This is a genomic window from Sorangium sp. So ce321, from assembly GCF_051530195.1.
Taxonomy (GTDB): domain Bacteria; phylum Myxococcota_A; class Polyangia; order Polyangiales; family Polyangiaceae; genus Sorangium.
Genome location: NZ_CP150329.1, coordinates 375,979 through 397,388, shown reverse-complemented (window position 1 = coordinate 397,388; position 21,410 = coordinate 375,979). Strand labels below are relative to the sequence as shown.

The window sequence follows — 21,410 nt, the reverse complement described above, 5'->3', positions numbered from 1 at the left end:
CATGGGGTTCACAGGAGCAATTGCGGTGCCACCCGGCGGCCCGGGGGCCGGCGCCTGCGCCTGGCAGCGCGCCTGCTCATGGTATAGCGCTTGCCGACCCTTCGCGCATCGACGCGACAGCGCTGGGCTTCCCGACAGCGCCGGGCCTGGAGCGCGGCCTCACCATCGACGATCTCTCCGGAGGGTGCCATGACGTCGAGGTCTGGCTCGAGGTCTTCGGCGGACAGGCGACGAGCCCTACCGCGCGCGTCAACGACGTCGGCGTGCTCGACGGTCTGGACACGCTCGTGGAGGTCAACTTCCTCTCGAGCGAGATCGATCCAAGACGTGCCGTCGGGCACGTCAGGCGATGGCCGAGATGCCCATCGCCTGACGCCTGATCATCGCGTCAGAAGACGTAGACGCTCTTGGGAACGAACGGCAGCGGGCTCAGGCCGCTCTCCCCGAAGACGGGGTACGGGTAGCCGATGCAGTTCTCGTTCTGGAAGATCGCGGCGCCGACGCCGTTGGTGTTGTAAGCAGAGTGTGCCCTTCCCTCCCAGCCGTGCTCCGGAAGGTTGACGCACGTGCCCACCTGCGGGTTCAGCGCCCGGACGTTGAAGATTTCCCCGCCGTAGCCCTCCTCCTCGAAGAGGCAGAGGACGTTGTCGAACGGGCAGGGAATGGGGTCCTCCTGCGCCGAGGCCACCTCGGGAAGCAGCAGGCCTGCCCCCGCGAGGAGGCCGACGCCCACCAGGGCACGCAGGCCCACGGAGCGGGACGGAGTGAAACGACGGAGCTTCTGAGCGTGCTGGAGCAAGTGCATGTGGTTTCCTCCTCCTGCCCACCCATGGGCAGGTACTGCGGAGGCACCTAGCACCGGAGGCTATTCACGCATCCCGGCCTTCGGCTGTTATTAACATGATTTAACATGAAACAGCACGCGGGCTCGCATGTCCCTGGAAAACTTTCATCCTCCCGGATGGCGGCTTCATCGACAGGAAGTTCCTGTGGCGCCTGCCTTGAGCTCGTTGCATGGGCGTCACGCCAGGCACACGCTCGCGAGCGAGGTCGGCACGCCCCGGCGCGCTCCTGGACGCGAGCGGCGTTCTGAGGCGTTCGCTCCTCGGCGAGACCCATCGAGGCGACCGCCACGCGACGCGGCGGTCCATGCAGCGTGGCGGGTGAAGGTCCGCGGTCCCGAGAGGTAATGAATGACATGCGCCAGCTCGCACTTGGCAAGTAGTATCATCAAGCGATGTTCCTCTGCGCGCTCGGCCTCGGTACGAGCGTGCTCGTCGCCTGGGGGCACCGGGCGCATCCGCTCCACGATCGCGCCGTCGTCTGGATCGACGCGGTGGCCGAGGGACGGGGAAGCAGCCTGGCCACCTGACACGCCCTCGGAGAGCGAAGCGGTGTCGGCACGCCTCCTGCAATCACGAGATTCAAGGTCGGCCTGTCCGGATTCAAACGACTCCGAGGAGCACCGACAAGGACCGCACCGCCTGCGCTTCACGCGCCACGCTCCTTGCTCGCGCAGCGTTTTCCACCGAGAGCGGCCGACCGGCTGCGCACGATTTCCCGAAGGATCACGGCGCGCTCCACATTCAGGTTGAAAAGGGTGATCTCCGATGAGCCGTGTCCTTCCTGCAGCGCGCAAACCCGGGTTGCCCACGAGCTCCGCCAGCAAGGTAAAATTCCAGCTGCCGATGCCGCCCGCGGGCTTCGGCCCGCGGACGGCAAGTCACCGAGGAGCGAGCGTGAAAGAATACGTCTTCCTGGGGATCTTCGCTCTCCTCCACTGCTGGGCGCTGGGTGCCTACTCCGAGGGCGGCTCGAAGGAGTCGCTCGACCCCGGGAAGCCTCGTGCCGCTGCCTCGCCGGCCAGCGCGGGCGAGGCCGTGGGCTCCTCTGGATGAGCCGCGCGCGGAGGCACGCCGACGCCGCGACGGGCACACCTGGAGGCAGTGGTCTCGACCTGGTCTCGACCTGACCCGGGTTGGCTCTCGGGGGGACCTGACCCGGCGCCGCACCGAGCGCGCCGCGCTTTGCGCTGGCCCGCGGCCGCTCTCGCGGCCTGGGCCGGCATCTGCATGGCAAGCGTTGCCCTCATGGCAAAGATTGCCAGCCGTGGGGGGCAAACGTTGCCATCGCGAGCTCTCAGGGCCCAGCCGCCGGGACCTGGGGCCTGGCCAGCTCGCGCTGACCAGGTGCCCTGCTGGATCGGACGAAAGCGTGCTCGCCGGTGGACGACCTGGATGGGGATGGCAACCATCGCTGGATCAACCCCGGGCCGGTGGCAACCCGGGTAGGCTCGACAGGCCGAGTAGGTCGGAGAGGCCTTCCCCTTGAGCGCAAGGAGTCCGTATGCCGGGAGATGGTCTATTTTCTGCGGGATGGTGGCTCAGGCTGTTCTTCCAGCTCGCGGCGGTCGGTCTGCTGCTCGTGCTCGCAGGCGCGCTGCTCAAGGTGAGCTTCATGATCTTGATCGGGATAGGGCTCTGTGTGCCGTTCCCTCCAGTGCTCTTCCTGGTGCTCGTCGCGCGCGGTACGGGCCTGCTGCTGGAGAAAATGAGAGACGACACGACCGGGAGAGAGTAGGTCGCGCCACGGCGCACGGGATCGAGGTGGCCGCGAGCATCCCTGCGGCGGCGTCGCCGCGGCGCGCTCTCCCGGAGCGGCTGCGCCCGCCCCCACCGACAGCTCCGCGAGGCGAGGTCCGGCGCTGCTCCAGCCGCGGAGAGGATCCGGTCGGATCCAGACGGGGTTGACACCTGTCCCCGCCCGGCGACACTCGAGTCGACCTACCACAACGACCTGAGCAGCCGCCTCGCACGACCGAACCGCCCGTGGGCATCCAGAACGTGGGAACCAGGAGCGTGGTGGGGGCTCCGTTCCAGACGATTACCTGGCAATGAGCACTGTCCATAGCTTCTCCGAGCCCCTCTCCGCGCTGGCCGAGCGCTCGCCCATTGGCCGCGCTCGCGAACGCCGCACGCTCGCGAAGCTCGCGCCGCCCGGCCGCCCGTCCCGCTGGACTGGTCATCCCCGCTCAGCGGGCGGCGCCCGCATCGAGCGCCGCGGCGAGGGCCGCGAACTCTTCCTGGCACTCGCCGCAGATCGCCAGGTGCTCCTCGACCAGGCGCAGCGCTTCGGGCGTGGGCAGCCCCGCCAGATGCACCTCGGCATAGGCGGCGACCCGTTCGAGACATGTGTCGCAGCCGATCTCCTGCTCGCGCGTGGCGAGCGTGGCCTGCACGAGCATTCTCAGATCTGACGGCTTCAAGACCATGAGACTCTCCCTCGACGGATCATTCGAAAGCCCAACGCACGGTCTCCGCGGAGTAGCCCGCCTGCTCGAGCGCTCGTTGCAGGCTACGGCGTGCGTCGTGGCACAGTTTGTAAATGGCATTGCGATTGCTCCCGAGCTGGGCCGCGATCTCTTCCTGCGGCATCCCCCGCAGCTCGGCCAGCACGACCTGACGCTGCCGCTCGGTGAGCGTCTCTGCCACGCAGCGCTGCAGCAGCGCCAAGATCTCACGCCTCGCGATCGCCTGCTCCGGCGTCGCGGAGCTGTCTTCGAAGGGCCCTGACGTGCCGGACGCGCCGGGAGCTTCGGTCGGGGACCCGGCGGTGAGCGCGTCGAGCGGCACGTCCCGCCAGCGCCGGCGCCGCAAGGCGCTGAAGGAGACCCGCAAGGCGATCGCGATGGCCCAGGTCGAAAAGCGGCTCTCCTCTCGGAAGGAATCGAGCTTGGCCAGGATGCGCAACATGCTCTCCTGCGCAAGGTCCTCGATGAGAGCGCTGGCCTCCGGCCGCCGCGCGAGCCCCCGATGCAGCGCCCGCACGATGAGCTCGCGCAGGTCGCGCTGGGCCAGCGCACCCTTCGGCCCTGGCTCCCGCAGCTCGAGCAGCCACGCGGCGTCAGTTCTTTCGATGGCGGTCATGCGCTCTCCGGGGTGAGTCTAGCCGATCGCGACCGAGCCTTTCGCCTTTTCGCCTGACGTGGCTCGTGCGCCCCGTCGGCTCGGGTGGCTCGCCGCCGGCATTCAGGATGCAACGCGTGCCGGCCGAGACGCGGCGAAGGCTTCGGCAGCGCTGAGCAGGGCTGCGCCGAGCAAGAACACATCCTTGAGCACGAAGGCGCCGAGCTCGTTCGGCACGCGCAGCGCAAAGCCCGGCACGGCCACCCAGATGCCCGGCGTGGTGAACAGAAAGCTCAACGTCACGACAAATGTCGGCACCGCCGCCAGACTGCCGATCGCGCAGGCCCTGGCCGACCATGGGCGCAGCGCGATCAACGCCGCGATCAGGAGTTCAGTCACACCTATCATGGTGGAGACCCCTCGCACACCCATGAACGCATAGGTCCAGCCGAGCAGCGGGCTCGGCGCGATCAAGGGTTCGATGGCGCGGGCCTCGGCCTCCGTGAACTTGAAGGCGCCGTAAAACAGCAGGATCAGGATGAGCCCGTACCGCAGCGTCACCAGCGCCGCGCGGTCGAGCCACGCGTCGATCGCCGTTCGTCGCCCGGAACCGAGAGCTCGCAGCAGCGGCGCTGCGGCCGTGGATTGTAGAACGTTCATGCTGACCTCCTCGACGGGTTGAAAGCGGCATCCACGCCGCGTCCATGAGACGCCGCCAGGTCCTCGGCTCTTACCCTCGAAGTGAAGCAGCGGGATTTTTCGGGGCCGGATCTGCCCTGCACGTACCTGCGCGTCGCCCGGGCGCGCAACGCCTACGTCGCGGCCGTCCGCTCGGTCTCGCGGCGCCCTTCGGCCATGTCCGGCCGGCGCCCGGGGACGCTGCGCCCCTCGACCGGCCCGCGCACGAAGCGCGCGGCGCGTGCAACAAACCGGCAGATTTATTCCAATACGTTGGCGTGCAGTCCAGCATGCAGGAGGCGCTGCTGCACGTTGACTGGCTCGAACGCCACGTGAAAGCGTTCCAGTAGAGCGCGGCGGCAGGTCGCGAGAGAGGAGACAGCATGGCATCGAGAGCGAAGAGGATCCTGGTCATCGGCAGGAGGGCCGATGTCCTCGAGCGGGGCGTGGCAGCGCTGAACGCGCAGGGACACTCGGCTGTCGGCACGCTGAGCGCGTCGCCGGACGCGGAGTTCCACGCCGGCGACTTCGATCTCATCACCCTCGGCGGCGGCGTGGACGCCGCCACCCGGGCGCGCCTCCACGCGCGCTTCAAGGAGCAGAACAAGGACGTGATGGTGCTCGACGTGTACGCCCCGATCGCCGGCCAGCAGATCGCCTGGGCGCTCAGGCGATCTTCCGTCGAGGGAGAGTTCGGGAGCGCCTTCTCGGTGACGGAGGGCGACGACGCGGCCGTCGCGCGCGCGACGATCGAGCGCGCCTGCGCGCTGCGCCTCGAGATCTACAGCTACCCCGGCTCCGCCCTGGAGCCGGAGGTCGCGCGCATCGTCGACACCTCCGTCACCCCGGGAACGCACGAGTTCAGGTTCGAGAAGGAGCTCGCGCGCGCCGGGTTCATGGCGGTGCTGACCTTGAACGGCGAAGAGCACCACCTGCGCCGCCTGCAGCAGCACCCGGGCTGAGCCGCGCGGCGCGCGCGTCCTCTCAGGGCAGCGGGGACCCGCTTCGGGCGTCGCGCCGTCCCCCCCGGGGCGTCCAGCCGGCCCCCCCGAACGAGCCCATCGTCGTCTATGCTGCCGGAGTCATGGCGATCGGCGGCATCAACCACGTGACCCTCGCGGTTCGAGACCTCGACCGCGCCGTGCATTTCTACGTCCAGGTGCTCGGCGGAAGGCGGCGAGCGCGGTGGGCCAGGGGCGCGTATCTGGAGCTGGGGACGCTCTGGCTCTGCCTGGAGCTGGACGCGCGCGCCGCCCGGCAGGTCGACGACTCGCACCTCGCCTTCTCGGTCGATGCACAGGGCTTCGCCTCCCTGGGAGAGGCCATTCGCCTGAGCGGAGCCCGGATCTGGAAAGAGAACCGCTCCGAGGGCGCGTCGCTCTACTTCGAGGACCCGGACGGACACAAGCTCGAGATCCACGTCGGCGACCTCCGGACGCGCCTCGCTTCCTGCCGCGAGGAGCCCTACGAAGGGATGGAGCTCTTCGCCGCTTGCGGGGCACGCAGCCTCGCCCCGGTCGGCAGCGTGCCCGCAGCTGGAGCCCTGATCGTCGGACAGGCAGGACCCGGGATGAATGATTGGATATTCGAGCAGAATCTTCGGCCATGGCTCGAGATCGTAGGTAGAATCATAGGGTATGATTTCGACGGCGCCGACTGGGACGCTGTGAGATCAGGAGTCGCCGCCACCGATTCCGAAGAGGGCCGCTGGTACGAGTACCCTCTCGGTGACGGCCCCATGACGATCCGCTTGGCGCTCGAGGTGGGGACGGAGGTCGTCACATTCTCGCTCGACGGCTTGACGGAGCAGCAACAGGAGCTTGTCAGGCTCGCCGTGTCCATTGCCACGAGCTATCGGCTCCTGGCGCGCAGGTGAGCGCCCGGCACGCGCCGCGAGCGCCGCTACCCCTCTCCGACGTCGCGGGCACCAGCTGCGCGCTCGCCGACCACCAGGGCTTCTTCGCGTGGTACGCGCTGACGACGGCGTACCTCGGCGGACGTACAGCCACGCTGGCCCTCCGCTCAGCCTTCGAGGCGCGGCGCTGTCGGCGCGGAATGACCCCTCGCCCTGTCGACCGCCCCTGGAAAACTCTGTCTTCTCTGTGCCCCCGCGAGGCTCCTCCTCACAACCCGAGCCCGAGCCGCCGCATTCAGGCCAAGTCCCGCGCGCGGCGAGACGTGAAACAGTGTTAGTTAAAACAGCTTACTAATGGGATGGTGTCCGGCGCCGCGCGCGATTGCCGTCGAGGTTCAAAAAGCGCAGCGATGGTAGATAAATTGGATGAGCGAGTGCGTCGTTGGAGCACAAAAGTGTTCGCGATCGGTCCGTGACGTGTGCCGGACTGGACAGGTTCTGATATGTTTCTCAGCTCGGCGCTGTCGAGTCGCGGCGTCGTGAACCCGTGTCGGCGCCGGCCCATGTGGTCGGCGCTCGCACCAGCTCGTGCCTTTCTTCGGGCGCGGCGTGGAGGAGACGGTGAACCCCGAGCAACACACGCATCGCTGGCCCTTCGGGCGCCCCGGCTCACAGCTCAGGTACGCTGCGCCGCTCTTGCTCGCGCTCGTCGCGGCTTGCAACGGCCAGATCGGCGGGCCTGGCCAGCAGTCCACGGAGCCCGGCGTGGGCCCCGGGAGCAGCGGCGGGGACGGGCATGAGAGCGCCGAGCCCCCCGAAGACGTGCTGGACTCCGCCTTCTGCCAGACGCCGCAGCCCGGCTCGGCGCCGCTCCGCCGTCTCAGCAACTACGAATACACCAACACGCTGAAGGATCTCTTCTCCGGCGTCGCGGGCGTGGCCTCCGCCATCGACACGGCGGTCGCCACGTTCCCGAACGAGCCCGAGTCGCTCGGCTTCCACAACAACGCGAGCTTCTTGACCGTCGGCCCGCTCGTCGCGCAGAAGTACCTCGACGCCGCGGAGCAGATCGCCGCCGTCGCGGCCCGCGCTCCGGGCCTTGTCTCCTGCGATCCGGCGGCGCTCGGTGAGCTCGAGTGCGCGCGCGACTTCATCCGCACCTTCGGCGCCAGGGCGTACCGGCGGCCGCTCACCGAGGCCGAGGTCCAGAGCTACGAGGAGCGCTTCACCGCGGGCTCGGACGGGTACACCTTCGAGGACGGCATCGAGTGGGTCGTCTTCAGCATGCTGCAGTCGCCGAACGTGCTCTACCGCGTCGAGCTCGGCCAGGAGAGCACGGGGGACGTCACCGAGCCCACGCCGTACGAGATGGCCTCGCGGCTCTCGTACCTGCTCTGGCAGTCGCAGCCGGACGAGGAGCTCACCCGCGCGGCGGCCGCGGACGAGCTCGGCACGCCGGAGCAGATCGAGGCCCAGGTGCGGCGCATGCTGGCCGATCCAAGGGCCGATCGCCTGTTCGAGTACTTCGACCAGTGGCTCGACACCGACCTGCTGAGCAACATGACCCGCGATCCGGCGGTGTATACGGACGTGGTGTCCGGCCTGCCCGCCCTGCTGCAGGAGGAGACGCACACGTTCGTGAAGAGCTTGTTCGCGAGCCCGAGCGGCTCGTTCGGCGAGCTCCTCTCCGCCGACTACAGCTTCGTGAACGGCGCGCTCGCGCGGCACTACGGCGTGGGCGGGGTGAGCGGCGACGACTTCGTGAGGGTCGACATGCCGGGCCGCTCGGGCGTGCTGACCCAGGGCATGCTGCTCACGCGCGACAAGGCGACGCGCACCTCGATCGTCCGGCGCGGCCTCAAGGTGCGCACCGATCTCCTCTGCGGGCTCGTCCCCGCTCCCCCCAACAACGTGCAGCTCGATCTCGAGGGCCTGGGAGATGGGCTCTCGCAGCGCGAGCGCCTCGAGCGCCACCGCACCGAGGCGAGCTGCGCGGGGTGCCACCAGCTGATGGATCCCATCGGCGTCGTGTTCGAGTCGTTCGACGCCGTGGGCCGCCTCCGCACCACGGACGAGGACGGCAGGCCGGTCGACACCTCCAGCAGCATCTCGCACACGCGCGACATCGACGGCCCCGTGGCGAACGCCGCCGAGCTGGGCCAGCGCCTCGCAGAGAGCGAGGAGGCGCGCGCCTGCTACGTGCTGCAGAACTTCCGCTTCTTCTACGGCCGAGACAGGACCGACGCCGATCGCTGCTCGATGGCGGCGCTCTCGGTCGCGTTCGAGGAGAGCGGCCACAGCCTGTCCGAGCTCGTGGTCGCGCTGACGCAGACCGACGCCTTCCGCTACCGCCCCGTGATCAACCCGGAGAGACAATGAAACCGCTGAGCCGCCGTACTTTCCTGCGTGGCGCGTCCGGAGTTGCGCTCGCGCTCCCGTTCCTCGATGCCATGCGGACGAGCCGCGCGCGAGCCCAGACGCCGCCCTCCCCGCGCCGGATCATGTTCGTCTTCCAGGCGAACGGCGACGAGACGGCGAAGCGCTTCAGCGCCGGCGGTGAGACGAGCTTTCAGCTCGGCGAGTTCCTCGCCCCGCTCGAGCCCTACCGCGAGGATCTCGTCTTCCTCAACAACCTGCACAAGCGCTTCTACGATCTGCCGGAGGACGCGCGGGCCGACAACCACCAGCAGGGCGGCAGCTCGCTCGCGCCGTGGACGTCAGGCACCGGGTCGTTCCCGATCGGCGGCGCCGAGAACACCATCGGTTACGTGGAGGGGCCGAGCGCCGACCACGCGATCGGCGGTCGCGTGCTGGAAGCCGACGAGAGCGTCGCGCACCGGCACCTCGTGTTCCGCGTCGGGGACAAGTGGAACGACATCTGGAACACGCACGCCCACGCGGGGCCAGCGGGCCAGCAGAACCCGATCCCGCCCGAGACCGACCCGTACGCGGCCTACGCCCGCATCTTCGCCTTCACGCCGGACAACGAGGCCGCGCAGCGAGAGGTGCTGAGGCGCCTGGCGAAGAAGCAGTCGGCGCTCGACCTCGTGCGCGAGGAGGGCAACTCCCTCGTCACCCGGCTCGGCGCCGAGGACCGCGCCAAGATCCAGCAGCACCTCGAGTCGATCCGCGACGTCGAGCGCGCGCTCCAGACCGGCAACGGCTCGGCCGCCTGCGTGCAGACCCCGCTCGGCGAGCGGCTCGACCCCTACGACGACGACAACCACGTGATCATGGGCGAGCTGTTCTTCAAGATCAGCGCCCTGGCGTTCGCCTGCGACCTGACGCGCGTGGTGAACTTCAACTGGAGCGGCAACACCAGCGGCCGCGTCTACTCGAACCTGGGCCTCAGCGAGGGGCACCACGACATCTCGCACAACAGCGACGAGGCCGCGTTCGCCGACATCCGCAAGATCAACAAGCACCTCTGGCAGCAGAACACCAAGCTCTACGAGATCTTGAAGAACACGAGCGACGGCGACGGCACGCTCTGGGATCACACGCTCGTCGTGCACTGGAACGAGCTCGGGCAGGGCGACACCCACAGCATCGAGGACGCCCTGGTCGTCTTCGCGGGCAAGGCGCACGACTACTTCCGGCGCGGGCGGCTGGTCGACTTCGATCACAGGCGCTCCTTCGCCGACATGCTCGTGAGCTGCTTCCACTACATGGGCTTCGACGACATGACGAGCTTCGGCGAGGACGTCCTGAACACCGGGGGCGCCCTGCCGCTCACCTGAGCAAGGGGGCTGGGCCGGTGTTTGCGCCCAGTAGCCCTCGCGACACGCCCCCCGCGAGGCCCGCGTCCGCCGGCGCCGCCCCGCTCGCCGGGATCTGGCCTCTCCGGCTGTCCTCGGTGCTATATTCGCCGTCCCGATGAAACCCGGGGACATCGTTGCCGACCGCGCGTCGCGCGGAGGGCAAGAGATGGGAGCGAATCGTCATTGGAACATCGGACTGTCTTGATCTCGGGCGCGAGCATCGCCGGTCCCGCCCTCGCCTTCTGGCTTGCGCGCCACGGGTTCCGACCCGTCGTCGTGGAGCGCGCCGACGCGCTCCGGCTCGGCGGGCAGAACATCGACGTCCAGGGCGCGGCGCGGGAGGTCGTGCGCCGCATGGGCATCGAAGGCGACATCCGGGCCGCCGCGACGGGGGAGCAGGGGCTCCGCTTCGTCGACGAGCACGACGTGACCAGGGCCGAGCTCCCCGCGGGGAGCTCGGACGCCGGCGCGTTTACCAAGGAGCTCGAGATCCTTCGCGGTGACCTCGCCAGGATCCTCTACGACCACACCCGGGGTGCGACGGAGTATATTTTTGGTGACCAGATCAAGGGCCTCCGGGACCACGGCGACCGGGTGACGGTCTCCTTCGAGCACGGCGCCGAGCGCGATGTCGACCTCGTGGTCGCTGCCGACGGCATCCGCTCACGAACCCGTACGCTCATCGTCGGCGACGAGCCCAGGATTCGCCCGCTCGACCTCTATGCCAGCTACTTCACGATCCCCCGCGGCGCATCCGACACCGCCTGGGCTCGCTGGTACAACGCCCCCGGCAGCCGCTCGATACTCCTGCGTCCAGACAATGTGGGCACCACCCGGGCGTCGCTGTGGTTCCTGTCGCCCACGCGCGGCCACGAGAGGTTGAGCTCCGCCGAGCAGAAGGCGCTCCTCGCGAGGGTCTATGCCGGCGCCGGCTGGGAGACGCCACGGGTGCTCGCGGGGCTGGCTGACGCCGAGGACGTCTATTTCGACGCGGTCAGCCAGGTCATGGCGCCTCGCTGGTCACACGGTCGCGCCGCGCTCGTGGGGGACGCTGCGTACTGTCCGTCACCGGTCAGCGGAATGGGCGCGAGCCTCTCTCTCGTCGGCGCTTACGTGCTCGCGGGAGAGCTGTCGCGACACGCCAACCATCGAGACGCCTTCGCCGCGTACGAGAAGCTCATGCGCCCCTATGTCGACCGGGCCCAGAAGCTCCCACCAGGCGTCCCCTGGATCGCGCACCCGAAGTCGAGGCTCGGCATTTCGATCCTCCACGGGGTCCTTCGGCTGGCGTTCAGCCCCCTGGTGCGGCCGCGCGAGGGCTGGCCCGGCTCTTCGGCGGCCGACAAGATCGAGCTCCCCGATTACTCGAGCGGGGGCTGAAAGCGGCATTCCCACAGGCAGCCGTCGCCGGAGGTTCTCCGTCCGCGCCGCCGCCGGCGCGCCTCGCCGATCGCGCCGCCGCGCCGCGGGTCGCCCGGCCCGTGGCGATGCAGAGCCTACGGCCCCTGCCTCGCCGCGGCGGCGAGGAGCCGCTCCACCGCCCCGAGCTCCACAGGCTTGGTGAGGTGAACGTCGAAGCCCGCCTCTCGGCTGCGCTGCTCGTCCTCGGGCTGGCCGTACCCGGTGAGCGCGGTGAGGAAGACGCGATCGCCCAGCGCGGCGCGGATCTGGCGGGCGACCTGGTAGCCGTCGAGGCCGGGCAAGCCGATGTCCACGAACACCATATCAGGCTCCTCGGCGAGCACGGTCGCCACGCCGGAGAGGCCGTCCGCGGCGCAGCGGACGTGGTGCCCGGAGAGCTCGATCAGGGTCTGCAGGCTCTCGCGCAGATCGGCGTTGTCCTCGATGACGACCACGCGACGCGCGGCGACGGCTGGCGCCTCGCGCCCGCCCGGCCGGGGCGCGCCCTGCGCGGGAGCTTCGGGGGAGAGCGGCAGCGCGACGGTGAACCGGCTGCCCATCCCGAGGCCGGGGCTCGCCGCCTCCACCGTACCGCCGTGTAGCTCCACCAGGCTGCGCACCACCGAGAGCCCGAGCCCCATGCCGCCGCGCGCGCGATCGAGCGAGCTCTCCACCTGGGTGAAGGGCTCGAAGATGTGCGAGAGCATCTCGGTCGCGATCCCGACGCCCGTGTCCTCGACCGCGATCACGGCCCGGCCTCCAGCGCGCGTGACCGCGACGCGGATGCGCCCGCCGGGGGGCGTGTACTTGGTCGCGTTGGCCAGGAGGTTGCTCACGATCTGCTCCAGCCGCAGGACGTCGCCCGTGACCAGGAGCGGCTCGAGCCCGGCCGCGACCTCGATCTCGAGCCCCTGCGCCTGGACGGACGCGCCGACGGCGTCCACGCAGCGCCAGACGAGCGCGGCGAGATCCACCGGCGCGCTGATGAGGCGCATCCGGCCGGAGGTCACCCGCGCGACGTCGAGCAGATCGTCCACGAGGCGGGTGAGGAGGCTGCTCTGGCGCTCCATCACCGCGCACCGGCGCCGCGCGCCCTCGTCCATGCCGGCGGTCCGCGAGAGGAGCTGGATGCCGAAGACGATGACCGAGAGCGGGTTGCGCAGCTCGTGGCCGAGCATGGCGAGGAAGCGGTCCCGATCGCGGACGCTGCGCTCGAGGCGCGCGAGGAGCTCGCGCACCTCGTACTGGCGCCGGCGGGCGCGCAGCGCCGACTGGAGCGCGCTCACCAGGGCGACGATGCGGACCGGCCGGTCAAGCAACGTGACGTTCCCGAGCGGCGCAATGGCGGCGAGGGTCCGCTGGATCGCCCCGGTCGACAGATCGCCGCTGCTGAAGATCACCAGCGGGAGCTCGGACCACGGGGGCTGCTCCCGGAGCGCCGCCTCCAGGCACCGCGCCGCCGGCTGCCCCAGCGCCTCCTCGGCGAGGAGCACGGCGCCGGCGCCCGCGTCGAGCTCCCGGCAGAGCGAGCCGATGTCCGGGCAGGCGACCGTTCGGATGCCATGCTCCGCCAGCACCCCGGCCGCCAGGGCGGCGTCGCGGCCCGTGGGAGCGACCACGAGGACGGCCTCCTCACGCGGCTCATTCGTCGCCGGGCTCATCGTCCTCCGGCTGGCTGCCCTCTCCGTCGAGGACCCTGGGGAGACCGGTGAGCACGCCGTGGAACGCGCGCAGCGCCTCGCCGACGCGCAGGCCGGTCGGGCCGATATGGAGCTCGTGGATGGTGTGCTCGTGCGGGCCGCGCCGCCGCTTGATGACGCTGAGCGCCTTGCGCACCTCGCCTCTGGACTCAAAGGGGCTGAGGAGCACGACGGTATCGCCGAGATAGCTGACGTCCACCGCGGGGGCCGCACGCTCGCCGAGGAAGCCGTGCCGTACCAGCGTGCCGACGGTCATCACGCCGAGCTGCGACAGGCAGCCGAAGAGCTCGTGGAGCGCGAGATCGAGATCGCGCTCCGCCGCCATGGCGCTGAGGTAGCCGTTGAGGCTGTCGATCACGATCAGGCGCGCCTGGTCGTGCTCGGCGGCCCGGAGGACTGCGCTCGCGAACTGCCAGGCCGTCATCTCGCCTGGATCGATCTGCCGGACCGCGATCCTGCCGCTCCGGAAGTGCTCTCGGAGGCCCATCTGGAGCCCGTCGCCCCGGGCGAAATAGGCGTCGAGCACCTCGTCGAACGCGAAGAAGGCCACGTGCTCGCCCCGCGCCGCGGCCGCGACCGCGAGCTGGGTGGCGAGCACCGATTTGCCGCTGCCGGTCGGGCCGATGACGAGCGTGGACGATCCCCGGTCGAGCCCGCCGCCGAGGAGGGAATCGAGCTCGGGTATGCCGCTCGACGCCTGCTCCTCGGCGAAGTCCTTGCGATGGTCCGTGACCCGGAGGCGCGGGTAGATCGCCAGCCCTCCCGTCTCGATGGTGAACTCGTGGTAACCGCCGCGGAAACAGACGCCGCGCATCTTGACGACGCGCAGGCGGTACCGCGTGTCGCTGAGCTCTGCCCAGAACCGATCGAGGCGGAGCACGCCATGCACCAGGGTCTCCATCGCGAAATCGCCGACGTCGACGGCGCTCTCGTCCAGGAGCAGCACCGTCGTCGGCCGCCCGGCGAAGAACCGCTTGAGCAGCAGGAGCTGGCGACGGTAGCGGAGCGGGTCGGCCGCCAGGAGCCGGAGCTCGGAGAGCGAGTCGAGGACCACGCGGACGGGGTTCGTCCGCTCCAATGCGTCGAGGATATCGCGGGTGAACCCGGCGAGCTCGACCTCGGCGGGATGGAAGAGGGTATATCGATCGTCTCGACCGTCCTCCGCGCCGTCGCGTTCGGCGCTGCACGCCTCGTGGATGCAGAGTCCGTCGAGCGACCAGCCGTGCGAGGCGGCAGTCGCGCGGAGCTCCTCCTCGGTCTCGGAGAGCGTGATGTACGCCCCGGGCTCGCCGAGCCGCGCCCCTTCGAGCATGAACGAGAGGGCGAGCGTGGTCTTACCCGTGCCGGGATCGCCCTGCACGAGGTACACCCGACCGCGGGGCAGGCCGCCGCCGAGGATATTGTCCAATTCCTGGATTCCTGTCGCGATCCGCGGCACCGCTGTGGGGTTCATGCGCTCTCTGGCGAAGCGTGGCGCCCCTGCCTGGTCGAACGAAGAAGGAAGGCCCCTATTGGGGCGAGGGGGCCACCCCGAGCTGGGAGCGCGCCGGCCTCGTCTTCGCACGCGCTCGCCAGCTCGCAGGTCAACGTCGCGCTCGCGTGTTTGCCGGCGCGAGCGCCTCGGAGTCGAAGCTGCGGGGAACCGTCCTCTCCACCCGCCTGACGAAGCCCAGCACAACGACGGCCATGAGCGTGCAATAGGCCGCCAGCGGCCATGCCGTATCTCCGGGCAGCAGAACGACGAGGGTCGTTCCGACGATCCCCACGACGAGGCTCTCGATGCAGTAGTAGAGCGCTGTCGCGGTGCCGGCGACGTGGCCGAAGCGCTGGAGCGCGCCGTTCGCCGTCACCGAGCTCGCGAAAACGATGCCGATAGCGATGATCCACATGGGCGGGATGAACGTCCAGAACGACGGAGCGGCCGTCACCTGCCCGACGACCAGCAGCGCGGCTCCCAGGAGCAGCATCCCCATCCCGCGGACGAGGCTCCCGGCCCTTCCCCACCGCGCCACGAACCGCCTCGCGAACCGGGTCGTCGCGATCATGACGAGGGCGACCGTGCCAAAGAGCAGGCTGAAGACGAGCTGCGAGAAGCCTGCCCGGTCGATCAGGATGCGCGACGCCGTCGAGAAGAAGACGAAGAACGCGCCCATCGCCGCGCTGAAGCCGAGCGTGTAGGTCCAGAACGAGGCGTCGGCGAGGATCCGACCGAACGCCGCGCGTGGCGTCGACGCGCGCACGGGCCGGGTCTCGTGCCACCTCGGCGCTGCGTTCAGCAGCGCCGCGGTGGCGGCGACGCCGAGCACAATGAAGATCGCGCGCCAGCCGAGATGGTCCGCGAGCAGCGCGCCGAGCACGGGCCCCAGCGCGGGCACGAACGCGAGCATCGAGCCGAACAGGCTGTAGATCAGCGCCCCCTCGGCGCGCTCCGCATAGACGTCCCGTACCGTCGCGAAGGTCGCGACGAGCGCCGCGGCCGCGCCCAGCGCCTGGATGACGCGAAGGACGACGAACACCGCGGCGGAGCCGGTGCCCGCGAGCAGATACGACGCGGCGGCAAACAAGGCCGCACCGCCGAGCAGGACCGGCCGTCGACCGATCGTGTCCGAGATGGGCCCGAACACGAGCTGCCCCGCGCCCAGGACGACCATGTAGAGGCTCAACGTCAGCTGAACGACCGCCGGCGACGTGCCGAGGATGCCTGGCATGAGCGGCACCACCGGCAGGTAGACATCCATGGCCAGCGAGGCCAAGAGGTCGAAGGGGGCCATCAGCAGCAGCGCTGCGGACAGCGAGAAGCTCCAGGTTGTTGAAATTGTTCGAGGCACGACGATACACCCGCGCAAATGGTGGACATTCGGCGGCGATCTGCCTCCAGGACGGCACTCGTCGAACGATCGAGAGCAGATAGCCGCAGCAACGAATTCAGGGGTTGCTGCGGCTCACTCGTCTGAAGCGGCGGTATCCATCCTTACACCCGGGGCGTGCCCTTGTTGCAGGCGGTGAGAGGATAACGGTCATCGAGCAGATCGTCGAGGAGTACGGAGCCTCGACGCGCGGTCGCTTCCCGTGCGCCCCTCACCGTGATCCACCGTGCCGCAGCGGGCGCCCGTCCTGCCCTGGGTCTGTCCTGGGCGGCGTTCGCTTGACTGTCAGGTGCCCCTGTCAGGTGACCCTGTGTGGCGGCGACCGATGCTCAGCCGCATCGACGAGCGTCGGGGATGTCGATGCGATCCAGGCTGCGCGGGGGCGGCGCAGCCGTCGGCGAGACCGCCTTCACCGTCTCACGGGCAGGCGGCCACGCAGTTGGCGAACGCGGTGCAGCCCTCGCTCGCGTTGCATCCCTCCTCGACCGTCGCGATGCAGGAGTCGTCGTCCGGGAGCCCGTCAAGGCAGTCCACGCACGCCTCGTTCCCCTGGACCGCCACCAGGATGTCGCCAGTCCCATCGTCGCCGCAGACGTCGGTTTCGGCATCCGTCGTGTCGCAGGAGCTGGCACACGTGGCGCCCTCCGCACAGCCGCACGTGTCGAGCGTCAGCTGGAAGAACTCCAGGGCCCCCTCCTGATTGTCGTCGAAGCACTGCGTGGGGCAGTCGACGCCGCCGCCCTCGCCGTTGCCGCCCTCGCCGCTGCCGCCCTCGCCGCTGCCGCCCTCGCCGTTGCCGCCCTCGCCGTTGCCGCCCGTGCCCGTCGTGCCGGTCGAGCTCGACACCGACGAGGTGCTGGAGCTGGACGCGCCACCCCCACCGCCCGCCCCGCCGTTACCCCCCGAGCCACCGTCATCCGAACAGGCCGCCACCGCGCACACCGTGACCAGAATCGCTGCAAAGCTGAGGATCTTCATCGAGATTGCTCCTGACATGAACGGTTACGCCGCTCCGACTCGAACGAGACGGCGAACGTCGCCGCTCCCGCGGAGCGTCTTCATCAAGCTCTGGCACCATCCCGAGGCGCCGAGCGTCTACCTACACCAGAACTTTGCAGGATGGTATCTGCCGCGTGCGCGCCTGCATCTCCTGTCGGTGGCATCGGCCACCTGGCCATCAGCGCATCGTGGTGGGCACCCACACAGCACGCCAGCAGGATCCGCCGGCAAGGTCTTTGTGCAGGAGAACTGGTCCTAGCACGTCGCAAACCTGTGCCATTCCGATTCGCCGCGTGGAGAACTTGCTTTCCATGGCGGCCTCGAGGTTTGGACGTTCCTGAGGTGACGCCGGCGGATGAGCTCGCGATGAGCTCCTTGGCGATGATGCCGGCTGCCTGGTCGCCGCTGCTGGTGCCGCCACGACAGCCGTGCTCGGTCGCATGGAGCCCGCCGCGGTGAGCCCCCGCCCGCCCGGCAAGACGCCGGCGCAGGGCGCGTCCGACCGGTGCCGCCTCGGCGCAGGCCGCGCCGCGCGCGCCGCGGGGCAGCGCAGCCGGAGGGCGCAGGGTCATCGCGGCGCCGGGTCATCGCGGGGCGGGTCGACGCCCCTGCCGACGAACCGATCACGGACGCGACGGTGTGCGCCAGCGACCCGCCGGGCGCGCTCTCCTTCGCCGGGGCGCGCAAGCCGGTGTGCGCCACGGCGGCGGCCCGGCGTCACGTCGACGCCGGGCGCTGGAGCTCAACCGGGATCAATCGAGGGCAGGAGTATCCCACTCTCGCCGCTCTGACAGGCTGCCATTGGCCTTGTTCGACGCCGAGATGACGCCGGGTTCACTCCCCGATTTCGTCAGGAGCCTGCGAATACTCTTCTTCAACGGATCTGCCGAGTCTTGCCTTCGGCAGCTCCATTCGGCCTTGGTGGAGATCCGCGCTAGAGTGTACCGCATGCCGAAGCTTCACGAGATCCGAGCGGACCACGACGCGGAGACCATCGTCATGTACCAGGCCTATGCGCCGGCGATCGCCGAGCCCGCGCTCGCTGCCCAGCGCTTAGTCGCCCCGTTCTCGTTCGGCCGCATGACCTGGATCAAGCCGTCGTTCCTCTGGCTCATGCACCGCAGCAACTGGGGACGAAAGGCCGGGCAGGAGCGGATCCTCGCCGTCCGCATCCGGCGAACAGGCTGGGAGAGGGCGCTCTCCCTCGCCGTCCTCACCTCACCGGAAGCGACGGTGTTTCGCTCGCCGGACGAGTGGAGCAAGGCGTTCGCCGGAGCCAAGGTGCACATTCAATGGGACACGGAGCGCAACCTCCGGGGCGGTCCGCTGCCTTATTACAGCATCCAGGTCGGCATCGGCCGCGACCTCATCCGCGAGTACGCAGAGAGCTGGGTCGTCGCCATCCAGGATCGAACCCCCCTGGTCCGGAAGATGTACCAGCAGGTGCAGGCCGGCCACGCGGACAGCGCGGCGAAGTTGCTGCCTCGCGAGAGGCCCTACGCCGTCGACGACACAGTCGCCAGGCGGCTACTCATCGACCCTTGACGGGACACGCCGCCCAGCGCGCGCCGGGCAAGCACGCGCGCCGGGCAAGCACGCGCGCCGGGCAAGCGCGCCGGGCGAGCGCGCGCGCCGCGGCCTGGTCACCGATTCGGCTTGACAGGGAGCGGATCGATCTGTCATGAAAATGAAAATGACTTTCAACATCGACACTGCCCCCTCGTTTGCCCGACGCGAGCTCGCGGGTGTCGCCGCGTGCGCCTACGCGTCCGACGCGCTTCCGGACCTCGGGTTCCACGACGATGAAGCGCGCCTCCTCGCCCGCTTGCTCGACCTCGGGCGCGCGGGCTTCACGGAGCAGGAGCTCCGCCCGCTCGCGGCCCGCACGCGGCTCGTGGACGACGTCGTGCGCGACTTCTTCCGCCGTCACCCGGACGGGCTGGCCATCGGGCTCTTCTCCGGGCCGTGCACTCGCTTCTCGCGCGTCGACAATGGCCTGCTCCACTGGATCGACATCGACGTCCCCCGCGTGATCGCGTGGAAGCGCCGGCGCGCCCCCCGGACGCCGCGGTACGCGCTGGCCGCCGCGTCCCCCGGCTGCGATCACTGGATCGATCAGCTCTCCGAGGCGCAGGGCTGGCCCACGTTGATCCTCGGCCTCGGCCTCTTCTCCCAGCTCGGCCCCGAGCGCATCTCCGCCTTCTTGACGGAGGCCTCGCTGCGCCTCGCGGCGGACGTGGAGCTCCTGCTCGACGCGACGCCGTCTCTCCCCCTCCGCGCCGCCACGGCGAGGGGCGCGCGCCACGTGGAGCTCCACCGGAATGGCGGCGGCGTCGAGTCGTTCCCGTGGCTGCGCGTCCTCGACGAGACCGACTACCCCGAGCCGCTCGGCGCCCGCGTCCGGGCCACGAACGGGCTCGCGCGCATCCTTCGCAGATCGCAGCTCCCGATCCTCCGCCACCTCCGGCGCGTGTGAGCCCTCGAGAACAGGACCAGGAAAGAAGACAAAGGACATCGATGAACCTTCACGAAACCGTCGACGCACCGGCGCCGGAGGGCGCCGCGCCCCAGGCTCGAGACGCGCGCACGCGCCGGGAGGCCTGGACATGAGCCGTTACACCGGACCTCGCGTCAAGGTCATGCGCGCGCTCGGGGTCGAGCTCCCCGGGCTGTCGGCGAAGAAGACCGAGCGCCGGCCCTACCCCCCGGGGCAGCACGGCCAGGCCCGCAAGAAGCTCAGCGAGTATGCCCTGCGGCTCCGCGAGAAGCAGAAGGTGCGGCTCAATTATGGCCTCACCGACACGCAGCTTCGAACGCTCATGCTCGAGGCGCGCCGGAGCAAGCTGGCCGCCGGGACGAAGCTCATCGAGCTGCTCGAGCGCCGGCTCGACAACGTCATCTTCCGCGCGGGGTTCGCGCGCACCATCCCGGGCGCGCGGCAGCTGGTGACGCACGGGCACGTGCTCATCGACGGAAAGCGCGTCGACATCGCCTCCTACCGCGTCAGCGCCGGAGAGACGGTGAGCGTGCGCGAGCAGCGCCGTGACCACCAGACCGTCGTGGCGGGCCTCGCGAGAGCGGACCTGGAGGCCCCCGCGTGGCTCGCCGTCGACAAGGACGCCCGGCAGGCGCGCGTGACCAGCCTGCCGGACGAGACGAGCATCCCGTTCCCGATCGAGGTTCAGCTCATCATCGAGTACTACTCGCAGCGGCTGTGACGGAGAGCGCGCCCCCCGCGCGGTCGCAGCTCAGTACTCGGTGTTGTTCGAGGTGGAGATGTTCGGCGACTGCAGGCCGATGAACGGCGATTTGCCGATCTGGCTGTAACGGGTGTTCGTCATCGTCACGGTGCTCGTGCTGCTGTCCGTCCTGAAGATGGACTCCTTCATCTTCGAGATGTCGCAGCGGTCGATGATGACGTCGACCTTGAAGGTGGTGCCGCCGTTCTGCCGGATGAACTTGCCGGCGTTGGTCGCCTTGAAGTTCGATACCTTGAACGTGCTGGCCGCGTTGATCTGGAACACCTTGTCGTCGCCGTCCTTCGCGGCGCCGCCGTCGATGACCACGGTGCCGGCCCCCTTGACCGTCAAGGCGTCCTCTCCGATGTCCTCCCAGACGACGTTCTCGAGCGTGACGTCGCCGTAGGTGTGGATGCCGTCGGCGGCCGGCGAGCCGAGGACGACGTTCTTCAGCTTCGCGCCGCTCTCCAGCTTGAACACCGGCAGCTGCCCTTCGTCCTGGCTGCCGTCCCCGAGCGTGCCGGCGTCCGCGATGAACCGCTTGCCGCCGCCGTCGAACGTCTCGCCGGCCTTGACGACGATGGTCGACTTCACGACCCCGCCGCTCCCTGTCGTCGTCGAGCCGCCCGAGTCGCCGCCGCCCACGTCGGCGCCCGACACCGGCACGAGCTCGATGTGGTCGACCTTCAGGTCGTAGCCCGAGGCGGAGGAGCTCTTGCCCGCGACCTGGAACGAGAACTCGACATTGCCGGAGAGCGTCTTCTCCCCGAGCGTCGCCGTCGTCCAGCTGTCGCCCGTGGACGAGCTGTAGGCGTCGATGCTCCCCACCGTCGAGCCGGCCACCTTGAGGTCGTACTTGCCGTACACGTTCCGCCTGGCGTAGCGAAGGACGAGCTTGTAAGTGCCCGACTGGACCGACGTCGAGAACTGGAAGAAGTCGCCGCTCTGACTGGCGCGGAGCTTCACGTTGCCCGAGCTGGTCTCGATCTTGTCCCCGGACGAGAT

General features: G+C 69.5%; 20 protein-coding genes and 1 pseudogene. 12 read left to right on the top strand and 9 right to left on the bottom strand.

Annotation, left to right across the window (positions count from 1 at the left end):
- Positions 1–20 precede the first annotated feature (20 nt).
- On the top strand, positions 21–380 hold the full coding sequence (locus WME89_RS01565; RefSeq protein WP_438007516.1) for a hypothetical protein: 360 nt from the start codon (positions 21–23) through the stop codon (positions 378–380).
- Between the two features lie 8 nt (positions 381–388).
- On the opposite strand, the gene WME89_RS01560 is transcribed toward WME89_RS01565, so the two are convergent.
- Positions 389–805 carry a peptidase inhibitor family I36 protein gene (locus WME89_RS01560; protein WP_438007515.1) on the bottom strand — a complete coding sequence of 139 codons (417 nt, stop codon included), beginning with the start codon at positions 803–805 and terminating at the stop codon, positions 389–391.
- A 432-nt stretch (positions 806–1,237) separates the two neighbouring features.
- Between WME89_RS01560 and WME89_RS01555 the strand changes: the two genes are divergently transcribed.
- The 3 genes from WME89_RS01555 (at position 1,238) to WME89_RS01545 (ending at position 2,580) form a co-directional block, all read left to right on the top strand.
- On the top strand, positions 1,238–1,372 hold the full coding sequence (locus WME89_RS01555) for a hypothetical protein (RefSeq protein ID WP_438007514.1): 135 nt from the start codon (positions 1,238–1,240) through the stop codon (positions 1,370–1,372).
- A gap of 367 nt (positions 1,373–1,739) precedes the next feature.
- Positions 1,740–1,898: a hypothetical protein gene (locus WME89_RS01550; RefSeq protein WP_438007513.1), complete on the top strand. Its 159-nt coding sequence runs from the start codon at positions 1,740–1,742 to the stop codon at positions 1,896–1,898.
- Between the two features lie 448 nt (positions 1,899–2,346).
- Positions 2,347–2,580, top strand: a complete 234-nt coding sequence (locus WME89_RS01545; protein ID WP_438007512.1) for a hypothetical protein — start codon at positions 2,347–2,349, stop codon at positions 2,578–2,580.
- Positions 2,581–3,031: 451 nt separating this feature from the next.
- Here the strand turns inward: WME89_RS01545 and WME89_RS01540 are convergent, their stop codons facing one another.
- The 3 genes from WME89_RS01540 to WME89_RS01530 all read right to left on the bottom strand — a co-directional run bounded on the left by WME89_RS01540 (position 3,032) and on the right by WME89_RS01530 (position 4,565).
- Positions 3,032–3,271 (bottom strand): hypothetical protein, encoded by a 240-nt coding sequence (locus WME89_RS01540; protein WP_438007511.1) that lies wholly within the window; start codon positions 3,269–3,271, stop codon positions 3,032–3,034.
- Positions 3,272–3,290: 19 nt separating this feature from the next.
- Positions 3,291–3,926 (bottom strand): RNA polymerase sigma factor, encoded by a 636-nt coding sequence (locus WME89_RS01535; protein ID WP_438007510.1) that lies wholly within the window; start codon positions 3,924–3,926, stop codon positions 3,291–3,293.
- A 102-nt stretch (positions 3,927–4,028) separates the two neighbouring features.
- Positions 4,029–4,565, bottom strand: a complete 537-nt coding sequence (locus WME89_RS01530) for a DUF417 family protein (RefSeq protein WP_438007509.1) — start codon at positions 4,563–4,565, stop codon at positions 4,029–4,031.
- A 401-nt stretch (positions 4,566–4,966) separates the two neighbouring features.
- Here WME89_RS01530 and WME89_RS01525 point away from each other — a divergent pair, with 401 nt between their 5' ends.
- The 5 genes and pseudogenes from WME89_RS01525 to WME89_RS01505 all read left to right on the top strand — a co-directional run bounded on the left by WME89_RS01525 (position 4,967) and on the right by WME89_RS01505 (position 11,579).
- Entirely contained in the window at positions 4,967–5,545 is a 579-nt protein-coding gene (locus WME89_RS01525; RefSeq protein ID WP_438007508.1) for a hypothetical protein, read from the top strand.
- A 122-nt stretch (positions 5,546–5,667) separates the two neighbouring features.
- Positions 5,668–6,060, top strand: a pseudogene (locus WME89_RS01520) (VOC family protein); the annotation flags it as partial.
- Positions 6,061–7,059: 999 nt separating this feature from the next.
- The gene (locus tag WME89_RS01515; RefSeq protein ID WP_438007507.1) at positions 7,060–8,817 is read left to right on the top strand and encodes a DUF1592 domain-containing protein; all 1,758 of its coding nucleotides are present in this window, start codon (positions 7,060–7,062) and stop codon (positions 8,815–8,817) included.
- A 71-nt stretch (positions 8,818–8,888) separates the two neighbouring features.
- On the top strand, positions 8,889–10,178 hold the full coding sequence (locus WME89_RS01510; RefSeq protein WP_438007506.1) for a DUF1552 domain-containing protein: 1,290 nt from the start codon (positions 8,889–8,891) through the stop codon (positions 10,176–10,178).
- A 204-nt stretch (positions 10,179–10,382) separates the two neighbouring features.
- Positions 10,383–11,579, top strand: a complete 1,197-nt coding sequence (locus tag WME89_RS01505; RefSeq protein ID WP_438007505.1) for an FAD-dependent monooxygenase — start codon at positions 10,383–10,385, stop codon at positions 11,577–11,579.
- Positions 11,580–11,695: 116 nt separating this feature from the next.
- Here the strand turns inward: WME89_RS01505 and WME89_RS01500 are convergent, their stop codons facing one another.
- The 4 genes from WME89_RS01500 to WME89_RS01485 form a co-directional block, all read right to left on the bottom strand.
- Entirely contained in the window at positions 11,696–13,219 is a 1,524-nt protein-coding gene (locus tag WME89_RS01500; protein ID WP_438007504.1) for a hybrid sensor histidine kinase/response regulator, read from the bottom strand.
- Positions 13,220–13,241: 22 nt separating this feature from the next.
- Positions 13,242–14,753 (bottom strand): ATPase domain-containing protein, encoded by a 1,512-nt coding sequence (locus tag WME89_RS01495; protein WP_438007503.1) that lies wholly within the window; start codon positions 14,751–14,753, stop codon positions 13,242–13,244.
- Between the two features lie 130 nt (positions 14,754–14,883).
- Complete coding sequence (gene cml / locus WME89_RS01490) at positions 14,884–16,128, bottom strand: CmlA/FloR family chloramphenicol efflux MFS transporter (RefSeq protein WP_438011878.1); 1,245 nt, start codon at positions 16,126–16,128, stop codon at positions 14,884–14,886.
- Positions 16,129–16,584: 456 nt separating this feature from the next.
- The gene (locus tag WME89_RS01485) at positions 16,585–17,145 is read right to left on the bottom strand and encodes a hypothetical protein (RefSeq protein WP_438007502.1); all 561 of its coding nucleotides are present in this window, start codon (positions 17,143–17,145) and stop codon (positions 16,585–16,587) included.
- A 969-nt stretch (positions 17,146–18,114) separates the two neighbouring features.
- On the opposite strand from WME89_RS01485, the gene WME89_RS01480 reads away from it, so the two are divergent.
- The 3 genes from WME89_RS01480 (at position 18,115) to rpsD (ending at position 20,384) form a co-directional block, all read left to right on the top strand.
- Entirely contained in the window at positions 18,115–18,711 is a 597-nt protein-coding gene (locus tag WME89_RS01480; protein WP_438007501.1) for a DUF4291 domain-containing protein, read from the top strand.
- 148 nt (positions 18,712–18,859) lie between these two features.
- A complete protein-coding gene (locus WME89_RS01475; RefSeq protein WP_438007500.1) occupies positions 18,860–19,642 on the top strand; it encodes a class I SAM-dependent methyltransferase in 783 nt (260 codons plus the stop codon).
- Between the two features lie 130 nt (positions 19,643–19,772).
- Complete coding sequence (rpsD, locus tag WME89_RS01470; protein ID WP_438007499.1) at positions 19,773–20,384, top strand: 30S ribosomal protein S4; 612 nt, start codon at positions 19,773–19,775, stop codon at positions 20,382–20,384.
- A gap of 30 nt (positions 20,385–20,414) precedes the next feature.
- Here rpsD and WME89_RS01465 read toward each other — a convergent pair whose 3' ends face one another.
- Positions 20,415–21,065 (bottom strand): pectate lyase, encoded by a 651-nt coding sequence (locus tag WME89_RS01465; protein WP_438011877.1) that lies wholly within the window; start codon positions 21,063–21,065, stop codon positions 20,415–20,417.
- Between the last annotated feature and the right edge of the window lie 345 nt (positions 21,066–21,410).